Below are 22151 nucleotides of genomic sequence, written 5' to 3' on the forward strand. Positions count from 1 at the left end.
CTTAAGGGATCAGGCGCATAAAGGTCGAGATTAAAATTCGTCGTTTCAACGGTATTGCAGGAAGACGTTCTCACGCCCGAACTGGTCACGCAGTGCCTGAATCAACCCATCGGCCGGGTCGATCGACCATTGGTCGCCAAACTGCAGCATGGCCTTGGCGTCGCTGCCGGTGTACTCCAGGGTGATCGGACAACCTCCGCGGTGACGGGTGATCAGCTCGCCCAGCCACTTCAGCCGATCGCCCTTGAGGGCGTCGTGGCAGACCTTCAGGCGCAGGCTCTCGGCCAGCTTGGTCCGGGCGTCCTCCATGGTCATCACGGTGTTGACCCGCAGGCGCAGGCCGCCGGAGAAGTCGTCGTTGCTCACCTCCCCTTCCACCACCACCATGGCGTCGGTCTGCAGCAGGGCCTGGGCGCCCATGAAGGCATCGGCGAACAGCGAGGCCTCGATACGCCCGGAACGGTCATCCAGGGTGACGAAGCCCATCTTGTCACCCTTCTTGTTCTTCATCACCCGCAGGGCAATGATCATGCCGGCGATGGTCTGGGTGCCCCGCGCCGGCTTGAGGTCGACGATGCGCTGGCGGGCGAAGCGGCGGATCTCGGTCTCGTATTCGTCGATAGGATGACCGGTCAGGTACAGGCCGAGGGTGTCTTTCTCACCCTTGAGGCGCTCCTTGAGGGTCAGCTCGCGCACCTTGCGATGGTTGGCGTAGACATCGACATCCGCCTCGTCGAACATGCCGCCGAACAGGTCGACGTGGCCACTGTCCGCGGTATGGGCGGCCTGCTCGGCAGCCTTGACCGCCTCGCCCAGCGCCGACAGCAAGGTCGCACGGTTGATGTCGATATTGGCCTGATAGGCCTTGATCTCGTCATGGAAATGCGGCCCCAGGCGGTCCAGCGCACCACTGCGGATCAGCGCGTCGAGGGTCCGCTTGTTGACCCGTTTGAGATCGATGCGCTCGCAGAAGTCGAACAGGTCCTTGAACGGACCGCCCTGGGCGCGTGCCTCGACGATCGCCTCCACCGGCCCCTCGCCGACGCCCTTGATCGCGCCCAGGCCATAAACAATGCGCCCGTCATTGTTGACGGTGAACTTGAAGTCCGAGAAGTTCACGTCCGGCGCATCGAGGCGCAGCTTCATGCTGCGCACTTCCTCGACCAGCACCACCACCTTGTCGGTGTTGTGCATATCCGCCGACAGCACCGCGGCCATGAACGGCGCCGGGTGGTGGGTCTTCAGCCAGGCGGTCTGGTACGACACCAGGCCATAGGCGGCGGAGTGGGATTTGTTGAAGCCGTAGCCGGCGAATTTCTCTACCAGGTCGAAGATGTTACCGGCCAGGTCCGCATCGATGTTGTTGGCTACGCAGCCTTCGATGAAACCGCCGCGCTGCTTGGCCATCTCCTCGGGCTTTTTCTTACCCATGGCCCGACGCAGCATGTCGGCGCCACCGAGGGTGTAGCCGGCCATCACCTGGGCGATCTGCATCACCTGTTCCTGGTACAGGATGATGCCGTAGGTGGGCGCGAGTACCGGCTTGAGGCCTTCGTACTGGTAGTCGGAGTGCGGGTAGGCCAGCTCTGCCCGGCCGTGCTTGCGGTTGATGAAGTCGTCGACCATGCCCGATTGCAGCGGGCCCGGACGGAACAGCGCCACCAGTGCGATGAGGTCTTCCAGGCAGTCGGGCTTGAGCTTCTTGATCAGCTCCTTCATGCCACGGGATTCGAGCTGGAACACTGCCGTGGTCTCGGCTTTCTGCAGCAGCTCGTAGGTCTTGCGGTCGTCTAGCGGGATGAAGTCGATGTTGACGTCGGGCAGGTTCTTCTTGGCCTGCTCGCGGTTGATGATCTCCATCGCCCACTTGATGATGGTCAGGGTCCGCAGGCCGAGGAAGTCGAACTTCACCAGGCCCGCGGCCTCGACGTCATCCTTGTCGAACTGGGTCACCAGGCCGCCGCCCTCTTCGTCACAGGCGATCGGCGAAAAATCGGTGAGCTTGGTCGGCGCGATCACCACGCCACCGGCGTGCTTGCCGGTACCGCGGGTGACCCCCTCGAGCTTGAGGGCCATATCCCAGATCTCGCGGCCGTCCTCGTCACTCTTGAGGAAGTCGCGCAGGATCTCTTCCTGCTCGTAGGCCTTCTCCAGGGTCATGCCCACTTCGAACGGGATCATCTTCGACAGGCGGTCGGCCAGGCCGTAGGACTTGCCTTGCACCCGCGCCACGTCGCGCACCACCGCCTTGGCGGCCATGGTGCCGAAGGTGATGATCTGGCTCACCGCGTTGCGACCATAGGCCTCGGCCACGTAGTCGATCACCCGGTCGCGGCCATCCATGCAGAAGTCGACGTCGAAGTCGGGCATGGAAATACGTTCAGGGTTGAGGAAGCGCTCGAACAGCAGGTCATAGGCCAGCGGGTCGAGGTCGGTGATCTTCAGGACATAGGCCACCAGGGAACCGGCACCCGATCCCCGGCCCGGACCAACCGGCACGTCGTTGTTCTTCGCCCACTTGATGAAGTCCATAACGATGAGGAAGTAGCCGGGGAAGCCCATCTGGATGATGATGTCCAGCTCGAACTTCAGGCGGTCCAGGTAGACCTGGCGCTTCTCTTCGTAGTTGGGCGTGGTCTCCTTCGGCCAGAGCACCGCCAGGCGCTCCTCCAGGCCTTCGTGGGAGACATGGCGCAGGTAGTCGTCGATACCCATGCCGTTGGGCGTTGGGAAATCGGGGAGGAAGTACTTGCCCAGCTGCACGGTGATGTTGCAGCGCTTGGCGATCTCCACGGTGTTGGCGATGGCGTCCGGCAGGTCGCTGAACAGCTCGGCCATCTCTTCCGGCGACTTGAGATACTGCTGATCGCTGTAGCCACGTGGGCGGCGCGGGTCGTCGAGGGTCCAGCCCTCGCCGATACACACGCGGGTCTCATGGGCATCGAAGTCCGACTGCTTGATAAAGCGCACGTCGTTGGTCGCCACCAGCGGCGCGCCGAGCTTGTCGGCCAGGGCCACGGCGGCGTGCACGTACTCTTCGTCACCGGCGCGGTTGGTGCGCTGCAGCTCGACGTAGAAACGATCGGGGAACATGCCCATCCAGTCGCCGAGCAGGGCCTCGGCCTCGTCCTGGCGCCCGGCCATCAGGGCCACGCCGATATCGCCTTCCTTGCCTGCGGACAGGGCGATCAGCCCCTCGCTGGCCGGGGCGATCCAGTCGCGCTGGATGATGACCAGGCCGTTGCGCTGGCCGTCGGTCCAGCCACGGGAGATCAGCTCGGTGAGGTTGCGATAGCCCTTGGGGTTCATGGCCAGGAAGCAGATGCGCGACAGCGGTGCCTCGGGATCGGCCCCGGCCAGCCACAGGTCGGCGCCGCAGATCGGCTTGATGCCGGCGCCCATGGCGGTCTTGTAGAACTTCACCAGCGAGCACATGTTGCTCTGATCGGTGATCGCCACCGCCGGCATGTTCATCCCGGCCAGGGCCTTGGCCAGCGGCTTGATCCGCACCAGGCCGTCGACCAGGGAGAATTCGGAGTGCACGCGAAGGTGAACGAAGGAGACCGGCATGGAGGATCCTGTAGCAGTGCTGAACGACAAGGGCGGGATTGTAGCGTATTGCTCTTCGCTTGCCTCGCCTGGAGGTCAGCGGTTGGTTGCAGAATGCATCGCGGGGCAAGCCCGCCCCCACACAGCTCGGCGTGGGAGCGGGCTTGCCCCGCGATGAATGGCGCCGATCAGATCAGCGAGGTGGAAAAACCTTCACGGGCTTCCCATGCGGCCCGCACCGGCGCGAACGAACGCCGATGAATGGGCGTCGGCCCAAGACGGGCCAGGGCCTCGAGGTGCACCGGGGTCGGATAGCCTTTGTGCCCGCCGATCCCGTAACCCGGGTAGATCAGCTCGAACTCGCTCATCTCGCGGTCACGGGTGACCTTGGCCAGGATCGAGGCCGCCGCGATCGCCGGCACCTGGGAGTCGCCCTTGACCACCGGCGCCGCCGGCACGGCCAGCTTCGGGCAACGGTTGCCGTCGATCAGCGCCAGTTTCGGCGTGATGTGCAGCCCTTCGACCGCGCGCTGCATGGCCAGCATGGTGGCCTGGAGGATGTTCAGGCGGTCGATCTCCTCGACCTCGGCCCGGGCGATGCAGAAGCTCAGGGCCTTTTCGCGGATCTCGTCGAACAGCGCGTCGCGCTTGGCCTCGGTGAGCTTCTTCGAGTCGTTCAGGCCGAGGATCGGTCGGCGCGGGTCGAGAATCACCGCCGCGGTGACCACCGCGCCGCACAGAGGGCCACGGCCCACCTCATCAACGCCGGCCACCAGTTCTTCAACCAGGTTGAAATCCAGTCCCATCTGCATGTCAGCGGTCCTTCAACAGGGCGAGCACCGCGTCGGCCGCCTGGTTCGAGGCGTCGCGGCGCAGGGTGCGGTGGATCTGGTCGAAGCTGTCGGTCTGCTGCGAGCCGTCCTTGACCAGCGGTGCCAAGGTCTGCGCCAGGGCTTCGCTGGTGGCGGCGTCCTGCAGCAGCTCCGGTACCAGCAGGCGCTGGGCCAGCAGGTTGGGCAGCGACACGTACGGGCTCTTGACCATGCGCTTGAGGATCCAGTACGTCAGCGGCGCCAGGCGGTAGGCCACCACCATCGGTCGCTTGTACAGCATCGCTTCCAGGGTGGCAGTGCCGGAGGCGATCAGCACCGCGTCACAGGCAGCCAGCGCCTGGTGCGAGCGGCCATCCAGCAGGGTCAGCGGCAGCTCGCGCCCTTCGAGCATCTGCTCGACCTGGGCGCGCCGGGCGGCATTGGCGCACGGCAGCACGAAGCGCACGCCGGGCACCAGCTCGCGCAGGCGCTGGGCGGCATCGAGGAACAAGGCACCCAGGCGCCCCACCTCCCCCCCCCGGCTGCCGGGCATCAGCGCGATCACCGGCCCTTCGCCCAGGCCCAGCTCGGCACGCGCCGCGCCACGGTCGGCCTCCAGGGGAATCGTGTCAGCCAGCGGATGGCCGACGAAACGCACCGGCACACCCTGCTCTTCATAAAAGCGCGCCTCGAACGGCAGCAAGGTGAGCATCAGGTCGCAGCCCTCGCGAATCTTCAGCACGCGCTTCTGCCGCCAGGCCCAGACCGACGGGCTGACGTAATGCACCGTCTTGATCCCGGCCTGGCGCAGCTTGAGTTCGATATTGAGGGTGAAATCGGGGGCGTCGATGCCAATGAACACGTCGGGCTTTTCGCCGATCAGTGTCTGGATCAGCTCCTTGCGCCGCTTGAGCAGCTCGCGCAGGCGCCCGAGCACCTCGACCAGGCCCATGACGGCCAGACGTTCCATCGGAAAGTAGGAGGTCATGCCCTCGGCTTCCATCAAGGGACCGCCAACACCGATGAACCGTACATCGGGATGACGTGCCCTGATGGCGCGCATCAGGCCGGAACCGAGAATATCGCCGCTGGCCTCACCCGCGACCAGCGCCACGCAGAGCTGGGCCATGTCAGCGGGTGATGCCGCGTGCGGAATTGGCGATCGATTGGCGGAACAGGTCGACTTCGGGGAACTGCGTGACCAGCTCATCCAGTTCCTTGAGCGCTTCTTCGACGGTCAGGCCCTGGCGGTAGACGATCTTGTAGGCGCGACGCAGAGCGTGCAGCACTTCGTCACTGAAACCGCGACGGCGCAGGCCTTCGAAGTTCATGCTGCGCGCCTCGGCCGGGCTACCGAACACGGTGACGTAGGCCGGTACGTCCTTGCCGATCGCGGTGCCCATGCCGGAAAACGCGTGGGCGCCGATATGGCAGTACTGGTGAACCAGGGTGTAGCCGGACAGGATCGCCCAGTCGCCGACATGCACATGGCCCGCCAGCGCGGTGTTGTTGACCAGGATGCAGTGGTTGCCGATGACGCTGTCGTGGCCGATGTGGGCATAGGCCATGATCAGGTTGTGATCGCCCAGGGTGGTTTCCGAACGGTCCTGCACGGTGCCGCGGTGGATGGTGACACCCTCGCGGATCACGTTGTGGTCACCGATCACCAGGCGCGTCGGCTCACCCTTGTACTTCAAGTCAGGGGTGTCTTCGCCGATCGAGGAAAACTGGTAGATGCGGTTGTGCTTGCCGATGCGGGTCGGCCCCTTGAGCACCACGTGCGGACCGATGACGGTGCCCTCCCCGATTTCTACATCGGGGCCTACGATCGACCAGGGGCCGACCTCGACGCCCTCGGCCAACTTGGCCGAGGGGTCGATGATCGCCCGTGGGTCAATCGAACTCATAGGGAGCGTTCCGCGCAGGTGATCTCGGCCGAGCAGACCGGCTTGCCGTCCACCAGGGCGCGGCACTCGAACTTCCAGATCATGCTCTTGCGGCTGAGGAACTTGGCTTCCAGCACCAACTGGTCACCCGGCAGTACCGGCTGGCGGAAGCGCAGCTTGTCGGAGCCGACGAAGTAGTAAAGGGTGCCGTCCGCCGGCTTGGCGTCGAGCATCTTGAATCCGAGAATCCCGGCCGCCTGGGCCATCGCCTCGATGATCAGCACGCCCGGCATGATCGGATGCGCCGGGAAGTGGCCATTGAAGAACGGCTCATTGATGCTGACATTCTTGTAGGCACGAATGCTTTGGGCCTCGAAGTCCAGGTCCGTCACACGGTCCACGAGCAGGAACGGGTAACGGTGAGGCAGGTATTCGCGAATCTCGTTGATGTCCATCATTTCGGGGGGAAGCCTGTATAAGAATAGGGAGCGCAGGTGCTGACCACACGCTCCTTTTGCAGATCCAAAGAGGAGCCAGCTAGCGACTGTAACGCTTGCTCAGTAAATGGTATCAGCCTTCTGATGCCGGCTGGCCACCTGAGGTCACGGTGTCGACACGCTTTTCCAGCTGCTGGAGACGCTTGGACATCTCGTCCAGCTGGCGAATGCGAGCGGCGCTCTTGCGCCACTCGGCCAAGGGTTGCATGGCCGTACCGGAAGAATAGCCACCCGGCTCGGTAATCGAACGGGTCACCATGGTCATGCCGGAAACGAAGACATTGTCGCAGACGTCGATGTGGCCGACCATCCCGACGCCGCCGGCAATCATGCAATGCTTGCCGATGCGGGTGCTGCCGGAAATCCCGACGCAGGCCGCCATCGCCGTGTGGTCGCCGACCTGCACGTTGTGGGCGATCTGGATCTGGTTGTCGAGCTTGACACCATCGCCGATGCGGGTGTCCGACAGCGCGCCGCGGTCTACCGCGGTGTTCACGCCGATCTCCACGTCATCACCCAGGGTGACGCCGCCGATCTGCGCGATCTTGCGCCAGATACCCTTCTCGTTGGCGAAGCCGAAGCCCTCGCCACCGATCACCGCGCCGGACTGGATGACCACGCGCTTGCCGATAGTCACGTCGTGATACAGCGTGACCCGCGGAGCCAGCCAGCCACCCTCGCCGATGACGCAGCGGGCACCGACGAAGCAGTGCGCGCCGACCGTCACGTTGGCGCCAATGCGCGCGCCGCTCTCGATCACCGCGAACGGGCCGATGCTGGCGCTGGCATCCACCTGGGCATCCTCGGCAACCACGGCGCTGGGATGGATTCCCGCCACAGCCTTGGGCTTCGGATCGAACAGGTGCGAAATGCGTGCATAGGCCAGGTAAGGATCGGGAACGATCAGGGCGTTGCCGGCAAAACCTTCGGCGTCCTCGGCCTTGAGCAATACCGCGCTGGCCGAGGAGTCGTCCAGAAACTTGCGGTACTGCTTGTTGGCCAGGAAGCTCAACTGCCCGGAACCGGCCTCCTGCAAGGTGGCCAGCCCGGTGATCTGCAGCGCCTCGGGGCCTTTGAGTTCGGCCCCGAGGGCCTCGGCCAGCTGGCCGAGCGTCATGGTCACGGTCATATCAACGGGCTTGGTTCATGCGCTCGATGACCTGGCGGGTGATGTCGTACTGCGGCTTGACATCGATGACCGCGCCACGCTCCAGAACCAGGTCGAAACCGCCCTTCTTGATCACTTCCTCAACAGCGCCGTCGAGTTTCGGCTTGAGCTGCTTGAGCATATCGCGATCGGCCACGGCCTTGGCTTCGTTGAGTTCCTTGGACTGGAACTGGAAGTCGCGGGCTTTTTGCTTGAACTCGAGCTCCAGGCGTTCACGCTCAGGCTGAGGCATCTTGTCGCCGCCCTTGATCAGGCGGTCCTGGATACCCTTGGCGCTGCTTTCCAGGCCCTTGAGCTTGGTCAGTTGCGGGCCGAACTTCTTCTCGGCGTCAACGGCGTACTTCTTGGCCGCGTCGGATTCCAGCAGGGCCATCTGATAGTTCAGCACGGCAACTTTCATTTCGGCGAAAGCCGGGGTGGCGACCAGCGCCGCGGCCACGAGGGCCAGTTGGGTCAACTTACGCACGATGCACTCCTGGATAATCCGTTGTCGTTATGCAAGGGCCGACCTCAGAAGGTCTGGCCCAGAGAGAATTGGAACACTTGCGTGTCGGCGTCGTCCGGCTTCTTGATCGGCATCGCCAGGCTGAAGCTCAGCGGGCCCAGCGCGGTGATCCAGGTCACGCCCAGACCGACCGAACTGGCCATGTCCGAGAAACCGACCTTGGTGCAATCGGGCTTCGAGCCGCAGTTGGTGTCGAACACGTTACCCACGTCCCAGAACACGGACGTGCGCAGCGAACGCTGATCCTTGACGAACGGCAGCGGGAACAGCAGCTCCACGCCACCCTGGACGAGGACGTTACCACCGAACGGCAGCGGATCCTGGTCCGGGTCGGCGATGGTGCCCTGGTTGCCGGTTACCGCGGCGCCACGGCTCGGGGTGCTGCGTGGGCCCAGGGTGCTGTCCTTGAAGCCGCGCACGGAGTTGAAGCCGCCCGCGTAGTAGTTTTCATAGAACGGCAGACCGGAGGTCGAGCCGAAACCATCACCATAGCCCAGTTCGGTGTGCAGGCGCAGGGTGTAGTCGTTGTTGATTGGCTTGAACAGCTGGCCACGGTAGTCGAGCTTGTAGAACGACAGGTCGCTGCCCGGCACGGTGGTTTCCAGGGTCAGGCTCTGGGAGTGACCGCGGGTAGCCAGCACGCCTTTGTTCAGGGTCGACTCGGACCAGCCGATCGAGGCCTTGAAGTTCAGGAAGTTGTCGCCCTCGTCCTGGAGGAACTTGAAGATCTCGTCAACGGTGTAGCGGCCGGTCTTGATCTTGTCCTGCTGCACGGTCAGGCCGTAGGTCAGGCGCGAGGTCTCGCTGATCGGGTAGCCGAGGCTGACACCGGCACCGAGGCTGTCCACCGCATAGCTGGCCACGTCGACGTCGAGGTCGTCGTAGTCGGTGCTGCGGTAGAAGGCGTTGTAGCCCAGGCTCACGCCATCGGCGGTGAAGTAGGGATCGACGTAGCCGAAGTTGTAGCGGGTCTGGTACTCGGAACGGGTCAGGCCGATGGAGACCTTGTTACCGGTACCGAGGAAGTTGTTCTGGCTGATCGAGCCACCCAGGATAAGACCGGCGCTCTGGGCGAAACCGACGCTGGCGGTAATCGAGCCGGAGGCCTGCTCTTCGACGCTGTAGTTGACGTCGACCTGGTCGTCGGTGCCCGGCACCGGCGGCGTCTCGACGTTGACTTCCTTGAAGAAGCCCAGGCGCTCGAGGCGGGTCTTGGACTGGTCGATCAGGTAGGTCGAGGCCCAGCCACCTTCCATCTGACGCATTTCGCGACGCAGCACTTCGTCTTCGGTCTTGGTGTTGCCGCGGTAGTTGATGCGGTTGACGTAGGCACGCTTGCCCGGATCGACGACGAACATGATGTCGACGGTGTGATCCTGGTCGTTCGGCTGTGGCACGCCGTTGACGTTGGCGAAGGTGTAGCCTTCGTTACCCAGACGACGGGTGATCAGGTCGGAAGTGGTGGTCATCACCTTGCGCGAGAATACCTGGCCCGGCTGCACCAGCAGCAGCGACTTGACCTGGTCTTCCGGCACTTTCAGGTCACCGGACAGCTTCACGTCGCGGACGGTGTACTTCTCGCCCTCGTTGATGTTGACGGTGATGTAGACGTGCTTCTTGTCTGGGGTGATCGACACCTGGGTGGACGCGATGTCCATGTTGATGTAGCCGCGGTCCAGGTAATAGGAACGCAGGCGCTCCAGGTCACCGGAGAGCTTTTCCCGGGCGTACTTGTCGTCGTTCTTGAAGAACGACAGCCAGTTGGTGGTCTTGAGCTCGAACAGCTGGCCGAGGGTCTCGTCGTCGAAGACCGTGTTGCCCACCACGTTGATGTGCTGGATCGCGGCCACGGTGCCTTCGTTGATCTTGATCTTCAAGCCGACGCGGTTGCGCGGCTGCGGCACGACCTCGGCGTCGACCTCGGCGGAGTAGCGGCCCTGGGCCACGTACTGGCGCTGCAGTTCGTTGCGCACGCCTTCCAGCGTCGCGCGCTGGAAGATCTCGCCTTCGGCCAGGCCCGACTGTTTCAGGCCCTTCATCAGGTCTTCGGTGCTGATCGCCTTGTTGCCTTCGATCTCGATGCTCGACACCGAGGGGCGCTCGACCACGTTGATGATCAGGACATTGCCGTCGCGGTTCAGCTGGATGTCCTGGAAGAAGCCGGTCTTGAACAGCGAGCGAGTCGAGTCGACCAGACGGCGGTCGTCGACCTGGTCACCGACGTTCAGCGGCAACGCGCCGAACACGCTGCCGGCGGACACCCGCTGCAGGCCGTTGACACGAATATCGGAGATGGTGAAGGACTCGGCGTGAACTTCAGCGATCATCAGTGCGGAGAGCACCGCAGTTAGCAGCAGACGTTTCATGAAGTCCTTTTATTCCAACTGGCAATAAACAACCTGCCGCGACAAGGCGGCAGGTTTCGCGATTGAGCGAAGCTTTTATAGTCGACCCAGATCGTTGATCAGGGCGAGCAACATCACCCCGACGACCAAACTGATACCGATCTGGACCCCCCAACCTTGCACCCGATCCGAGAGCGGACGACCGCGCGCCCACTCGATCAGGTAGAACAGCAAATGCCCCCCATCCAGTACCGGGATGGGCAGCAGGTTCAGAACCCCCAGGCTTATGCTCAGGTAGGCCAGGAAATTCAGGAAATCCCCAACGCCCGACTGGGCTGAAGCGCCCGCCACTTTAGCAATGGTTATCGGTCCGCTCAAGTTTTTTACCGAGAGCTCTCCGAACAGCATTTTCTTCAGCGATTCGAGGGTCAGGACGCTCATGCTCCAGGTGCGGGAAAGCCCCTCGCCGACCGCCTCGAGCGGCCCGTAGCTGACCTCGCGGAGCATCTTCGCCGGCCATTCGGCGGCCTTGACCCCAGCACCGAGGTAGCCGCCGGAAGCCTGGCCCTCACCCTTGCGCGCCAGGGTGACTGCAACCTCGAGCGGTACGCCGTCGCGCTCGACGCGCAGGCTGACCTTTTTCTCGGGACGGGCACGGACTGCGTCGACCACTTGTTGCCAGTCGGCCAGCTCAACACCGTCGAGCGCCAACAGCTTGTCACCGGTCTTGAGGCCGGCTGCGGCGGCCGGCCCCTTCGGATCGATTTCCGCCAGCACCGGCACCATCGCCGGGCGCCAGGGGCGCAGGCCAAGGGACTGGATCGGCTCAGGCTCGTCGACGCCCTTGAGCCACTGATTCAGGGAAACATCGAGCTGGCGTTCGACCGTCGCGCCCTCGTCGAGCACTCCAACCCGCAGCGTGCCGCTCTCGCCGAGGCGGCGCACCAACTGCAGATTGACCGCCGACCAACCATTGGTCGGCTCGCCATCAATGGAAACGATTTCCTGGCCGACGCTCAGCCCGGCGCTGGCCGCCAGGCTGCCGGCTTCGACGCCACCAATGACCGGACGCACCTGCTGCGAACCCAGCATGGCCACCACCCAGAAGAACAGGATGGCGAGCAGGAAGTTGGCGATGGGACCAGCGGCCACGATGGCAATGCGCTGACGGACCGACTTGCGGTTGAACGACTGCTCGACCAGCGCCGACGGAACCTCGCCCTCGCGCTCGTCGAGCATCTTGACGTAGCCGCCCAGGGGGATCGCGGCGACGACGAACTCGGTGCCGTGGCGGTCATGCCAGCGCACCAGCGGCGTGCCAAAGCCCACCGAGAAACGCAGGACCTTGACCCCGCAACGCCGCGCCACCCAGAAGTGGCCGAACTCGTGGAAGGTAACCAGCACACCCAGTGCAATCAGGGTGCCGACAATCATGTAGAGCGCAGTCATGTCCAATCTCCGGGTGACATTCGGCGGAGTCGGCCGCAGGCTTCAGCGGCCGTGGCGTCGCAGCCACTCCCGGGACAGCTCCCGGGCACGCTGGTCGGCGGCGAACACCGCCTCGAGGGTGGGCAAGGCCACCACGGGCTCCTGGTCGAGCACCTGTTCGATCATACCCGCGATCTCCGGGAAGCGGATACGCCGCTGGAGAAACGCCTCGACGGCCACTTCGTTGGCGGCATTGAGCACCGCCGGCGCGCTGTTGCCCGCCTCGGCAGCCTGACGCGCCAGGCGCAGGCATGGGAAGCGCTGTTCGTCGGGCGCCTGGAAATCCAGACGGGCGATGGCGAACAGGTCCAGCGGGGCGACGCCCGAATCGATCCGCTCCGGCCAGGCCAGGGCGTTGGAGATCGGCGTGCGCATGTCCGGGTTGCCCAGCTGAGCAAGCACCGAGCCATCGACGTAGTCCACCAGCGAGTGAATGACACTCTGCGGGTGCACCACCACTTCAATCTGCGACGGCTTGGCATCGAACAGCCAGCAGGCCTCGATCAGCTCCAGGCCTTTGTTCAGCATGCTGGCCGAATCGACCGAGATCTTGCGCCCCATGGACCAGTTCGGATGCGCGCAGGCCTGCTCCGGCGTTACATCCAGCAATACTTCAGCAGGGGTTTCGCGGAACGGCCCGCCGGAGGCGGTCAGCAGGATCCGGCGCACGCCGACAGCGCCCAGGCCACGGGCGTAATCGCCGGGCATGCACTGGAAGATCGCGTTGTGTTCGCTGTCGATCGGCAGCAATACCGAACCACTGCGGTGCACCGCCTCCATGAACAGGGCCCCGGACATCACCAGGGCCTCTTTGTTGGCCAGCAGCACCTTCTTGCCCGCCTCGACAGCGGCCAAGGTCGGGCGCAGGCCGGCCGCGCCGACGATGGCCGCCATCACGGTATCCACCTCGGACGCAGCGGCCACCTGACACAACCCGGCCTCACCCTCGAGCACCTCGGTGGCGCAGCCCGCCGCGGCCAGCCCCTGGCGCAGGCGCAGGGCCGCCTCGGCGCTCGGCACCACGGCGAAGGCCGGACGATGACGCTCGCACAGGGCCAGCAGTTCGTCGATGCGCGAATAACCGCTCAGGGCGAACACCTGGTAACGGTCAGGGTGTCGGGCAATGACGTCCAGCGTGCTCAAGCCGATGGAGCCAGTGGCCCCCAGCACGGTTATGCGTTGCACGGCACTCACATCACACCCCACTCAGCCGCCCACAGCAGCACGGCAAACATCGGAATCGCCGCGGTCAGGCTGTCGATGCGATCAAGCACGCCGCCATGACCCGGCAGCAGGTTGCTGCTGTCCTTGATGCCTTCACGGCGCTTGAACATGCTCTCGGTCAGGTCGCCGACCACCGAGGACATCACTACAACGACAGCCCCGAGCAGACCCAGCAGCACCTGGCCAATACTCCAGTCGCGGGCGAAACCCACGGCCAGGGTGATCAGCAGGCTGACCGCGAGACCGCCATAGACGCCCTCCCAGCTCTTGCCCGGACTGACCTGCGGCGCCAGCTTGCGCTTGCCGAAGGCCCGACCGGAGAAGTACGCGCCAATGTCGGCAGCCCAGACCAGCACCATCACCGACAGGATCAGCCAGTTGCCCAGCGGCCAGTGCTTGAGCAGCACCAGGCCCTGCCAGGCAGGCAGCAGCACCAGAAGACCGATCAGCAGGCGACAGGCGGCGCTGCTCCACAGCTCGCCGCTACGCGGGTAGGTCAGCACCAGCCAGGTGGCCAGGGCCCACCAGATCACCGAGGCGCCCAGCACCCAGGGCGCAAGGTCGGGCATCAGGTAGAGCAGCATCAGGCCGCCCGCCACCACGGCGGCGTAGGCGATGCGCAGCGGCTGCGCCACCAGGCCAGCCAGGCGCGCCCACTCCCAGGCGCCGAGCGTCACCACGAAACCGATGAAGAGGGCGAAATCCCCACCGTTGAGCAGGAAGAAACCACCCAACGCGATCGGCAGCAGGATCAGCGCGGTAATGATGCGTTGTTTAAGCATTAAGCACGGGCTCCGGCTTCGACCTGCTCGCTGGTCTTACCGAAGCGGCGCTGGCGCGAAGCGAAATCGGCCAGCGCGTTACGCATGGCCTCGTGTTTGAAGTCCGGCCAATAAAGGTCGGAGAAGTACAGCTCGGCGTAGGCCAGCTGCCACAGCAGGAAGTTGCTGATGCGGTGCTCGCCGCCGGTACGGATGCACAGGTCGGGCAATGGCAGGTCGCCGGTGGCCAGGCAGGTCTGCAGCAGGTCCGGGGTGATGTCCTCGGGGCGCAGGTGGCCGGCCTGGACTTCCCGCGCCAGGCGCTGCGCGGCCTGGGCGATGTCCCACTGGCCGCCGTAATTGGCGGCGATCTGCAGGATGAAGCGGTTGCTGCCCACCGTCGCCGCTTCGGCTTCGCGCATCGCCGCCTGAAGCTCAGGATGGAAGCGCGAGCGATCACCGATGATGCGCAGGCTGATGTTGTTGTCGTTCAGGCGCTTGGCCTCGCGACGCAATGCCGAGAAGAACAGCTCCATCAGCGCGCCGACCTCCTCGGCCGGACGCTGCCAGTTCTCGCTGGAGAAGGCGAAGAGCGTGAGCACCTCGACCTTGGCCTCGGCACAGACTTCGATCACCGCGCGAACGGCATCCACGCCGGCCTTGTGGCCGGCGACGCCGGGCAGAAGACGTTTCTTCGCCCAGCGGTTGTTGCCATCCATGATGATCGCGACATGACGCGGCACCGAGCCCGGTGCCGCCGACTTGGTCTTTTCCATTAAGAGAGCAACCCTGGCCTCAAACGGCCATCAGGTCCTTTTCCTTGGCCTTGAAGGCGGCATCGACTTCAGCGACGAACTTGTCGGTCAGCTTCTGGATCTCGTCAGCCGCGCGACGCTCTTCGTCTTCGCTGATTTCCTTGTCCTTGGTCAGCTTCTTCAGGTCGGCCAGGGCATCGCGACGCACGTTGCGCACAGCGACCTTGGCGTCTTCGGCAACGCCGCTGGCCTGCTTGGTGTAACCCTTGCGGGTTTCCTCGGTCAGGGCCGGCATCGGCACGCGGATGGTGGTGCCGGCGCTGGACGGGTTCAGGCCCAGGTCGGAGGTCAGGATGGCCTTCTCGATGGCGGCGCTGAGGTTCTTGTCGTGGGCGACGATCTTCAGGGTACGGGCGTCCTCGACGGTGATCGCGGCCACCTGGTTCAGCGGCATGTCGCTGCCCCAGGCCGGCACCTTGACACTGTCCAGGATGCTTGGGTGGGCGCGACCGGTACGGATCGCCGCCAGGTTGCGGGCCAGGGCCTCGAGGGACTTGCCCATGCGCTCCTGGGCGTCTTTCTTGATGTCGTTGATCATTTTTGAACTTCCTCGATCAGAGTTCCTTCCGCACCACCATGCACAATGTTGAGCAGGGCGCCGGGCTTGTTCATGTTGAAGACGCGCAGCGGCATCTTGTGATCGCGGCAAAGGCAGATTGCCGTGAGGTCCATTACGCCCAGCTTGCGATCCAGCACTTCATCGTAGGACAGATGATCGAACTTCTCGGCATGCGGGTCCTTGAATGGATCTGCAGTGTATACACCATCGACCTTGGTTGCCTTCAATACCACGTCGGCATCGATTTCGATGGCGCGCAGGCAAGCGGCGGAGTCGGTGGTGAAGAACGGGTTGCCGGTACCGGCAGCGAAGATCACGACTTCCTTGGAATTCAGGTGGCGCATGGCCTTGCGGCGATCGTAGTGATCGGTCACGCCCACCATGGAGATGGCCGACATGACGATGGCGGTGATGTTCGCCCGCTCCAGCGCGTCGCGCATGGCCAGGCCGTTCATCACGGTAGCCAGCATGCCCATGTGGTCACCGGTAACGCGGTCCATGCCGGCTGCACTGAGCGCCGCGCCACGGAACAGGTTGCCGCCACCAATCACCAGGCCGACCTGAACGCCGATGCCGACCAGCTGGCCGACTTCCAGCGCCATGCGATCCAGGACCTTGGGGTCGATCCCGAACTCTTCCGAGCCCATCAGGGCCTCGCCGCTAAGTTTGAGTAGAATGCGTTTATAGCGAGCCTGATGACCACTGCCCTGCTGAGCCATTGCGAATCTCTCCTGCGGCGTTTGTAAAAATCTGGCGGGCTGTTTCAGCCTGCGCGTAACTCTAGCGTGACGCACTTCATGCGTCAGCGAGCAACGGTCTCGTGAACCGCTCCCGCTTTGACAAAGAGGCTGCGCGCGTAAGCGGGCAGCCTCTTCGGGGCGACAGACGAATCCGTCTTACTGCTTGGCGGCAGCTACCTGGGCGGCAACTTCGGCAGCGAAGTCGTCAACCGGCTTCTCGATGCCTTCGCCGACCTTGAAGTAGGTGAAGGAAACGATTTCAGCACCGGCTTTCTTGGCCAGCGCGCCGACTTTGACTTCCGGATCCATGACGAAGGCTTGCTCTTTCAGCGAGGCTTCGGCTTTGAACTTGGAGATACGACCGTTGATCATGTTCTCAACGATGTTTTCCGGCTTGCCGGCGATCTTGTCGGCGTTCAGCTGCAGGAAGACGTTCTTCTCGCGCTCGATGGCCTCGGCGGAGATTTCCGACGCGTCCAGGAACTCTGGGTTCGAGGCTGCAACGTGCATGGCGATGTTCTTGGCCAGATCGACGTCGCCGCCTTTCAGGACAACAACGGCACCGATCTTGTTGCCGTGCAGGTAGGCGCCGACAACGTCGCCCTCTACGCGCACCAGGCGACGGATGTTGACGTTCTCGCCGCACTTGGCAACCAGGGCTTCACGAGCGGCTTCACGCGAGGCGATCAGCGGAGCGGCGTCGGTCAGCTTCTGGGCGAAGGCTTCTTCGATGCTTTCGGAAACGAAGTTCTTGAAGTCGTCTTGCAGGGCCAGGAAGTCAGTCTGCGAGTTCACTTCCAGCAGAACGGCGGATTTACCGTCGGTCTTGACGGCGATAGCGCCTTCAGCAGCGACGTTGCCAGCCTTCTTGGCGGCCTTGATGGCGCCCGAGGCACGCATGTCGTCAATGGCTTTCTCGATGTCGCCGCCGGCCTTTTCCAGGGCCTTTTTGCAATCCATCATGCCTTCGCCGGTACGCTCGCGCAGTTCTTTGACCAGCGCCGCAGTAATTGCTGCCATTTCAAAATCCTCTTGGAAAGTTTTTCAACCATTCCACCCGCTCGTCACGGGCGTTAAATTCTGCAAATCGCTGCTTTTATATCAGCTCGCCCATGATGCGGGGTCGTTGCTGACAGCAGGATTTCAAGGTGGCAAAAAGGGGGCCAAGCCCCCTTTTTGCGTGCCAAGTAGACGCCAGGCGTCAATTACTCAGCAGCAGGTGCAGCCGCTTCTTCAGCGTAGACTTCAGTGCCGCCGGCAACGTTGTTGCGACCGCGGATGACGGCGTCAGCCATCGAAGTCATGTACAGCTCGATGGCGCGGATGGCGTCATCGTTACCTGGGATGATGTAGTCAACACCTTCCGGGCTGCTGTTGGTATCGACAACGCCGATGACCGGGATGCCCAGCTTGTTGGCTTCGGTGATGGCAATGCGCTCGTGGTCGACGTCGATCACGAACAGGGCATCAGGCAGGCCGCCCATGTCCTTGATACCACCCAGGCTGCGGTCCAGTTTTTCCAGATCGCGCGAACGCATCAGGGCTTCTTTCTTGGTCAGCTTGGCGAAGGTGCCGTCTTCGGCCTGGGTTTCCAGGTCGCGCAGACGCTTGATCGAGGCGCGGATGGTCTTGTAGTTGGTCAGCATGCCGCCCAACCAACGGTGATCAACGTATGGCGAACCGCAACGAGCAGCTTGCTCGGCGACGATCTTGCCGGCGGAACGCTTGGTGCCGACGAACATGATCTTGTTCTTGCCCTGGGCCAGGCGCTCTACGAAGGACAGAGCCTCGTTGAACATCGGCAGGGTTTTTTCCAGGTTGATGATGTGGATCTTGTTACGCGCGCCGAAAATGTACTTGCCCATTTTCGGGTTCCAGTAACGGGTCTGGTGGCCGAAGTGCACACCGGCCTTCAGCATATCGCGCATGTTGACTTGGGACATGATAGTTCCTTGATAAGTCGGGTTGGGCCTCCACGTATCCCAATGACCAACCCGTGTTTCCAGGGAAACCGGGCACCCAGGCCATCGTGTCGACACGTGTGTGGGTTTGAGCTGACGGAGGACATCCCCCGAAAGCGGCGCATTTTATACCACAGGCCGAGCGCGAACGGAACCCGGATGATGCTTCGTCCGTCAGTGGCTTTTGCAGCACCCGTGCTTTGCGGCCAGAATGCCTTCAATAGACCACCGGATCAGTAGGACTATCCCGACAGATCGCCGTCGCGCTCTGGTAGAATCCGGCCTTTCCCGTTTGTTAGCGCCCTACAGGGCGCCGTAGAGAGCCTGTTCATGACCGTCACCATCAAGACCGCAGAAGACATCGAGAAGATGCGCATCGCTGGCCGCCTGGCCGCCGAAGTGCTGGAAATGATCGAGGAGCACGTCAAGCCCGGCGTCACCACCGAGGAGCTCGACCGCCTGTGCCACGACTACATCGTCAACGTCCAGCAGGCGATCCCCGCCCCCCTCAACTACAAGGGCTTCCCCAAGTCGATCTGCACCTCGATCAACCATGTGGTCTGCCACGGCATTCCCAATGACAAGGCGCTCAAGGACGGCGACACCATCAACATCGACGTGACCGTGATCAAGGACGGCTACCACGGCGACACCAGCCGCATGTTCCATGTCGGCACCGTCGCGCCATGGGCCGAGCGCCTGTCCAAGGTCACCCAGGAGTGCCTGTACAAGGCCATCGAGCTGGTCAAGCCCGGCTGCCGCCTGGGCGACATCGGCGAAGTGATCCAGAAACACGCCGAGAAGAACGGTTTCTCGGTGGTCCGCGAGTTCTGCGGCCACGGCATCGGCAAGGTGTTCCACGAAGAGCCGCAGATCCTCCACTACGGCCGCGCCGGCACCGGCATGGAACTCAAGGAAGGCATGACCTTCACCATCGAGCCGATGATCAACCAGGGCAAGGCCGACACCAAGGTGCTGGGCGACGGCTGGACCGCCATCACCAAGGACCGCAAGCTCTCGGCCCAGTGGGAACACACCCTGGTGGTGACCGCCAACGGCTACGAGATCTTCACCCTGCGCAAGGACGACACCATCCCGCGCACCTCGGCCTGATACTGACTAACAGGAACGCGACTCGATGCCCCAGGTGGATCCCGAGCTGTTCGACCGCGGCCAGTTCCAGGCGGAACTGGCCCTCAAGGCAAGCCCCATCGCCGCTTTCAAGAAGGCCATCCGCATGGCCGGCGAGGTGCTCGACAAGCGTTTCCGTGAAGGCCGCGAGATCCGCCGGCTGATCGAGGACCGCGCCTGGTTCGTCGACAACATCCTGCAACAGGCCTGGCACCAGTTCAGCTGGGGCGCGCCGGACGGCATCGCCCTGGTGGCGGTGGGCGGCTATGGCCGCGGCGAGCTGCACCCATTCTCGGACATCGACCTGCTGATCCTGCTCGACGCCGCCGAGCACGAGCAGTACCGCGACGCCATTGAGCGCTTCCTCACGCTGCTGTGGGACATCGGCCTGGAAGTCGGCCAGAGCGTGCGCACCGTCGACGAATGCGCCGAGCAGGCCCGGGCCGACCTCACGGTCATCACCAACCTGATGGAAAGCCGCACCATCGCCGGCCCCGAATCGCTGCGCCGACGCATGCTCGACGCCACCAGCACCGCGCACATGTGGCCGAGCAAGGAGTTCTTCCTGGCCAAGCGCGCCGAGCTCAAGGCCCGCCACCACAAGTACAACGACACCGAGTACAACCTCGAGCCCAACGTCAAGGGCGGGCCGGGCGGCCTGCGCGATATCCAGACGGTGCTTTGGGTGGCCCGGCGCCAGTACGGCACCCTGAATTTGCACGCCCTGGCCGGCGAGGACTTCCTGCTGGAAAGCGAGAACGAACTGCTGGCCTCGTCCCAGGCCTTCCTCTGGCGCGTGCGCTATGCCCTGCACATGCTCGCCGGACGCGCCGAGGACCGCCTGCTGTTCGACCACCAGCGCAGCATCGCCGCGCTGCTGGGCTACACCGACGACAACCCCAAGCGCGCCATCGAACAGTTCATGCAGCAGTACTACCGGGTGGTGATGAGCATCAGCCAGCTGTGCGACCTGATCATCCAGCACTTCGAGGAGGTGATCCTCGCCGATGACGACAGCGGCGCTACCCAGCCGCTGAACGCGCGCTTCCGCCTGCACGACGGCTATATAGAAGCGGTCAACCCGAACGTGTTCCGGCGCACCCCGTTCGCCATGCTGGAGATCTTCGTGCTGATGGCCCAGCACCCCGAGATCAAGGGCGTGCGCGCCGACACCGTGCGCCTGCTGCGCGAGCATCGCCACCTGATCGACGACAAGTTCCGCAACGATATCCGCAACACCAGCCTGTTCATCGAGCTGTTCAAGTGCGAGATCGGCATCCACCGCAACCTGCGGCGGATGAACCGCTATGGCATCCTCGGCCGCTACCTGCCGGAGTTCGGCTTGATCGTCGGGCAGATGCAGCACGACCTGTTCCACATCTATACGGTCGATGCGCACACCCTCAACCTGATCAAGCACCTGCGCAAGCTGCAGTACACCCCGGTTTCCGAGAAGTTCCCGCTGGCCAGCAAGCTCATGGGGCGCCTGCCCAAGCCGGAGCTGATCTACCTGGCCGGCCTCTACCACGACATCGGCAAGGGTCGCCAGGGCGACCACTCCGAGCTGGGCGCAGTGGATGCACAGGCCTTCTGCGCACGCCACCAGTTACCAGCGTGGGACAGTCGGCTGATCGTCTGGCTGGTGCAGAACCACCTGGTGATGTCCACCACTGCCCAGCGCAAGGACCTCTCCGACCCGCAGGTGATCAACGACTTCGCCCTGCACGTGGGCGACGAAACACGCCTGGACTACCTCTACGTGCTGACCGTGGCCGACATCAACGCCACCAACCCCAGCCTATGGAACTCCTGGCGGGCGAGCCTGCTGCGCCAGCTCTACACCGAGACCAAGCGCGCCCTGCGCCGGGGCCTGGAGAACCCGCTGGACCGCGAGGAGCAGATCCGCCAGACCCAGAGCGCCGCGCTCGACATCCTGGTGCGCGAGGGCACCGACCCGGACGACGTCGAGCAGCTCTGGTCGCAACTGGGTGACGACTACTTCCTCAAGCACACCGCCGCCGACGTGGCCTGGCACAGCGACGCGATCCTCCAGCAGCCGGCCGACGGCGGGCCGCTGGTGCTGATCAAGGAAACCACCCAGCGCGAATTCGAGGGTGGCACGCAGATCTTCATCTACGCCCCCGACCAGCACGACTTCTTCGCCGTGACCGTGGCCGCCATGGCCCAGCTCAACCTGAACATCCACGACGCCCGCATCATCACCTCGAGCAGCCAGTTCACCCTCGACACCTACATCGTGCTCGACAACGACGGCGGCTCGATCGGCGACAACCCGCAGCGGGTCAGGCAGATCCGCGACGGCCTGACCGAAGCGCTGCGCACCCCCGAGGACTACCCGACAATCATCCAGCGACGGGTGCCACGCCAGCTCAAGCACTTCGACTTCCCGCCGCAGGTGACCATCCTCAACGACGCCCAGCGCCCGGTGACCATCCTCGAGATCACCGCGCCTGACCGCCCCGGCCTGCTGGCGCGGATCGGGCGGATCTTCCTGGAGTTCGACATCTCGCTGCAGAACGCCAAGATCGCCACCCTCGGCGAGCGTGTGGAGGACGTGTTCTTCATCACCGACGCCGACAACCAGCCGCTGTCCGACCCGCAGCTGTGCAGCCGCCTGCAGGAGGCCATCGTCCAGCAGCTGCAGGCCGGCCAGGCCAGCGATGCCAGCCCCACCCGCATGACCTTTTGA

At 63.7% G+C, this 22151-nt stretch carries 18 protein-coding genes; 2 read left to right on the forward strand and 16 right to left on the reverse strand.

Features of this window, described 5'->3' with window-relative positions; all coding sequences use genetic code 11:
* Nucleotides 1-45: 45 nt before the first annotated feature.
* The 16 genes from dnaE to rpsB all read right to left on the reverse strand — a co-directional run bounded on the left by dnaE (nucleotide 46) and on the right by rpsB (nucleotide 18292).
* Nucleotides 46-3570, reverse strand: a complete 3525-nt coding sequence (dnaE, locus tag V0R62_RS12770; RefSeq protein ID WP_330103953.1) for a DNA polymerase III subunit alpha — start codon at nucleotides 3568-3570, stop codon at nucleotides 46-48.
* Between the two features lie 167 nt (nucleotides 3571-3737).
* Nucleotides 3738-4361 (reverse strand): ribonuclease HII, encoded by a 624-nt coding sequence (gene rnhB, locus V0R62_RS12775; RefSeq protein ID WP_330103954.1) that lies wholly within the window; start codon nucleotides 4359-4361, stop codon nucleotides 3738-3740.
* A gap of 1 nt (nucleotide 4362) precedes the next feature.
* The gene (gene lpxB / locus V0R62_RS12780; protein WP_330103955.1) at nucleotides 4363-5490 is read right to left on the reverse strand and encodes a lipid-A-disaccharide synthase; all 1128 of its coding nucleotides are present in this window, start codon (nucleotides 5488-5490) and stop codon (nucleotides 4363-4365) included.
* Between the two features lies 1 nt (nucleotide 5491).
* Entirely contained in the window at nucleotides 5492-6268 is a 777-nt protein-coding gene (gene lpxA / locus V0R62_RS12785) for an acyl-ACP--UDP-N-acetylglucosamine O-acyltransferase (RefSeq protein WP_028690667.1), read from the reverse strand.
* Complete coding sequence (gene fabZ, locus V0R62_RS12790; protein WP_003252314.1) at nucleotides 6265-6705, reverse strand: 3-hydroxyacyl-ACP dehydratase FabZ; 441 nt, start codon at nucleotides 6703-6705, stop codon at nucleotides 6265-6267. Before fabZ ends, lpxA begins: the two co-directional genes overlap by 4 nt.
* Nucleotides 6706-6817: 112 nt before the next feature.
* The gene (gene lpxD / locus V0R62_RS12795; protein WP_330103956.1) at nucleotides 6818-7873 is read right to left on the reverse strand and encodes a UDP-3-O-(3-hydroxymyristoyl)glucosamine N-acyltransferase; all 1056 of its coding nucleotides are present in this window, start codon (nucleotides 7871-7873) and stop codon (nucleotides 6818-6820) included.
* Nucleotide 7874: 1 nt separating this feature from the next.
* Nucleotides 7875-8378 carry an OmpH family outer membrane protein gene (locus V0R62_RS12800; protein WP_023629834.1) on the reverse strand — a complete coding sequence of 168 codons (504 nt, stop codon included), beginning with the start codon at nucleotides 8376-8378 and terminating at the stop codon, nucleotides 7875-7877.
* A 44-nt stretch (nucleotides 8379-8422) separates the two neighbouring features.
* On the reverse strand, nucleotides 8423-10783 hold the full coding sequence (gene bamA / locus V0R62_RS12805) for an outer membrane protein assembly factor BamA (protein ID WP_110738402.1): 2361 nt from the start codon (nucleotides 10781-10783) through the stop codon (nucleotides 8423-8425).
* A 75-nt stretch (nucleotides 10784-10858) separates the two neighbouring features.
* Nucleotides 10859-12211, reverse strand: a complete 1353-nt coding sequence (gene rseP, locus V0R62_RS12810) for an RIP metalloprotease RseP (protein WP_186714677.1) — start codon at nucleotides 12209-12211, stop codon at nucleotides 10859-10861.
* A gap of 42 nt (nucleotides 12212-12253) precedes the next feature.
* Nucleotides 12254-13444, reverse strand: a complete 1191-nt coding sequence (ispC, locus tag V0R62_RS12815; protein ID WP_050704412.1) for a 1-deoxy-D-xylulose-5-phosphate reductoisomerase — start codon at nucleotides 13442-13444, stop codon at nucleotides 12254-12256.
* On the reverse strand, nucleotides 13441-14256 hold the full coding sequence (locus V0R62_RS12820; RefSeq protein WP_050704411.1) for a phosphatidate cytidylyltransferase: 816 nt from the start codon (nucleotides 14254-14256) through the stop codon (nucleotides 13441-13443). Before V0R62_RS12820 ends, ispC begins: the two co-directional genes overlap by 4 nt.
* A complete protein-coding gene (gene uppS / locus V0R62_RS12825) occupies nucleotides 14256-15011 on the reverse strand; it encodes a polyprenyl diphosphate synthase (protein ID WP_028690674.1) in 756 nt (251 codons plus the stop codon). The genes V0R62_RS12820 and uppS overlap by 1 nt, the downstream gene beginning before the upstream one ends.
* A gap of 19 nt (nucleotides 15012-15030) precedes the next feature.
* Nucleotides 15031-15588 carry a ribosome recycling factor gene (frr, locus tag V0R62_RS12830; protein WP_028690675.1) on the reverse strand — a complete coding sequence of 186 codons (558 nt, stop codon included), beginning with the start codon at nucleotides 15586-15588 and terminating at the stop codon, nucleotides 15031-15033.
* Nucleotides 15585-16328, reverse strand: coding sequence for a UMP kinase (gene pyrH / locus V0R62_RS12835; protein WP_028690676.1), 744 nt, complete (start codon nucleotides 16326-16328; stop codon nucleotides 15585-15587). Before pyrH ends, frr begins: the two co-directional genes overlap by 4 nt.
* Before the next feature lie 177 nt (nucleotides 16329-16505).
* Nucleotides 16506-17369: a translation elongation factor Ts gene (gene tsf, locus V0R62_RS12840; RefSeq protein ID WP_330103957.1), complete on the reverse strand. Its 864-nt coding sequence runs from the start codon at nucleotides 17367-17369 to the stop codon at nucleotides 16506-16508.
* Between the two features lie 185 nt (nucleotides 17370-17554).
* Nucleotides 17555-18292: a 30S ribosomal protein S2 gene (gene rpsB, locus V0R62_RS12845; protein ID WP_028690678.1), complete on the reverse strand. Its 738-nt coding sequence runs from the start codon at nucleotides 18290-18292 to the stop codon at nucleotides 17555-17557.
* A 348-nt stretch (nucleotides 18293-18640) separates the two neighbouring features.
* On the opposite strand from rpsB, the gene map reads away from it, so the two are divergent.
* Nucleotides 18641-19423 carry a type I methionyl aminopeptidase gene (map, locus tag V0R62_RS12850; protein ID WP_330103958.1) on the forward strand — a complete coding sequence of 261 codons (783 nt, stop codon included), beginning with the start codon at nucleotides 18641-18643 and terminating at the stop codon, nucleotides 19421-19423.
* A gap of 25 nt (nucleotides 19424-19448) precedes the next feature.
* The gene (locus tag V0R62_RS12855; protein WP_330103959.1) at nucleotides 19449-22151 is read left to right on the forward strand and encodes a [protein-PII] uridylyltransferase; all 2703 of its coding nucleotides are present in this window, start codon (nucleotides 19449-19451) and stop codon (nucleotides 22149-22151) included.

Origin of the sequence: Pseudomonas carassii, from assembly GCF_036324045.1 — a bacterium.
In the GTDB taxonomy this organism is placed as follows: domain Bacteria; phylum Pseudomonadota; class Gammaproteobacteria; order Pseudomonadales; family Pseudomonadaceae; genus Aquipseudomonas; species Aquipseudomonas peradeniyensis.

Bases quoted from the DNA above. Each gene is read 5' to 3' on its own strand.
- dnaE (WP_330103953.1), bottom strand. From the start codon at position 3,570: ATGCCGGTCTCCTTCGTTCACCTTCGCGTGCACTCCGAATTCTCCCTG.
- rnhB (WP_330103954.1), bottom strand. From the start codon at position 4,361: ATGCAGATGGGACTGGATTTCAACCTGGTTGAAGAACTGGTGGCCGGC.
- lpxB (WP_330103955.1), bottom strand. From the start codon at position 5,490: ATGGCCCAGCTCTGCGTGGCGCTGGTCGCGGGTGAGGCCAGCGGCGAT.
- lpxA (WP_028690667.1), bottom strand. From the start codon at position 6,268: ATGAGTTCGATTGACCCACGGGCGATCATCGACCCCTCGGCCAAGTTG.
- fabZ (WP_003252314.1), bottom strand. From the start codon at position 6,705: ATGATGGACATCAACGAGATTCGCGAATACCTGCCTCACCGTTACCCG.
- lpxD (WP_330103956.1), bottom strand. From the start codon at position 7,873: ATGACCGTGACCATGACGCTCGGCCAGCTGGCCGAGGCCCTCGGGGCC.
- bamA (WP_110738402.1), bottom strand. From the start codon at position 10,783: ATGAAACGTCTGCTGCTAACTGCGGTGCTCTCCGCACTGATGATCGCT.
- rseP (WP_186714677.1), bottom strand. From the start codon at position 12,211: ATGACTGCGCTCTACATGATTGTCGGCACCCTGATTGCACTGGGTGTG.
- V0R62_RS12820 (WP_050704411.1), bottom strand. From the start codon at position 14,256: ATGCTTAAACAACGCATCATTACCGCGCTGATCCTGCTGCCGATCGCG.
- uppS (WP_028690674.1), bottom strand. From the start codon at position 15,011: ATGGAAAAGACCAAGTCGGCGGCACCGGGCTCGGTGCCGCGTCATGTC.
- frr (WP_028690675.1), bottom strand. From the start codon at position 15,588: ATGATCAACGACATCAAGAAAGACGCCCAGGAGCGCATGGGCAAGTCC.
- pyrH (WP_028690676.1), bottom strand. From the start codon at position 16,328: ATGGCTCAGCAGGGCAGTGGTCATCAGGCTCGCTATAAACGCATTCTA.
- tsf (WP_330103957.1), bottom strand. From the start codon at position 17,369: ATGGCAGCAATTACTGCGGCGCTGGTCAAAGAACTGCGCGAGCGTACC.
- rpsB (WP_028690678.1), bottom strand. From the start codon at position 18,292: ATGTCCCAAGTCAACATGCGCGATATGCTGAAGGCCGGTGTGCACTTC.
- map (WP_330103958.1), top strand. From the start codon at position 18,641: ATGACCGTCACCATCAAGACCGCAGAAGACATCGAGAAGATGCGCATC.
- V0R62_RS12855 (WP_330103959.1), top strand. From the start codon at position 19,449: ATGCCCCAGGTGGATCCCGAGCTGTTCGACCGCGGCCAGTTCCAGGCG.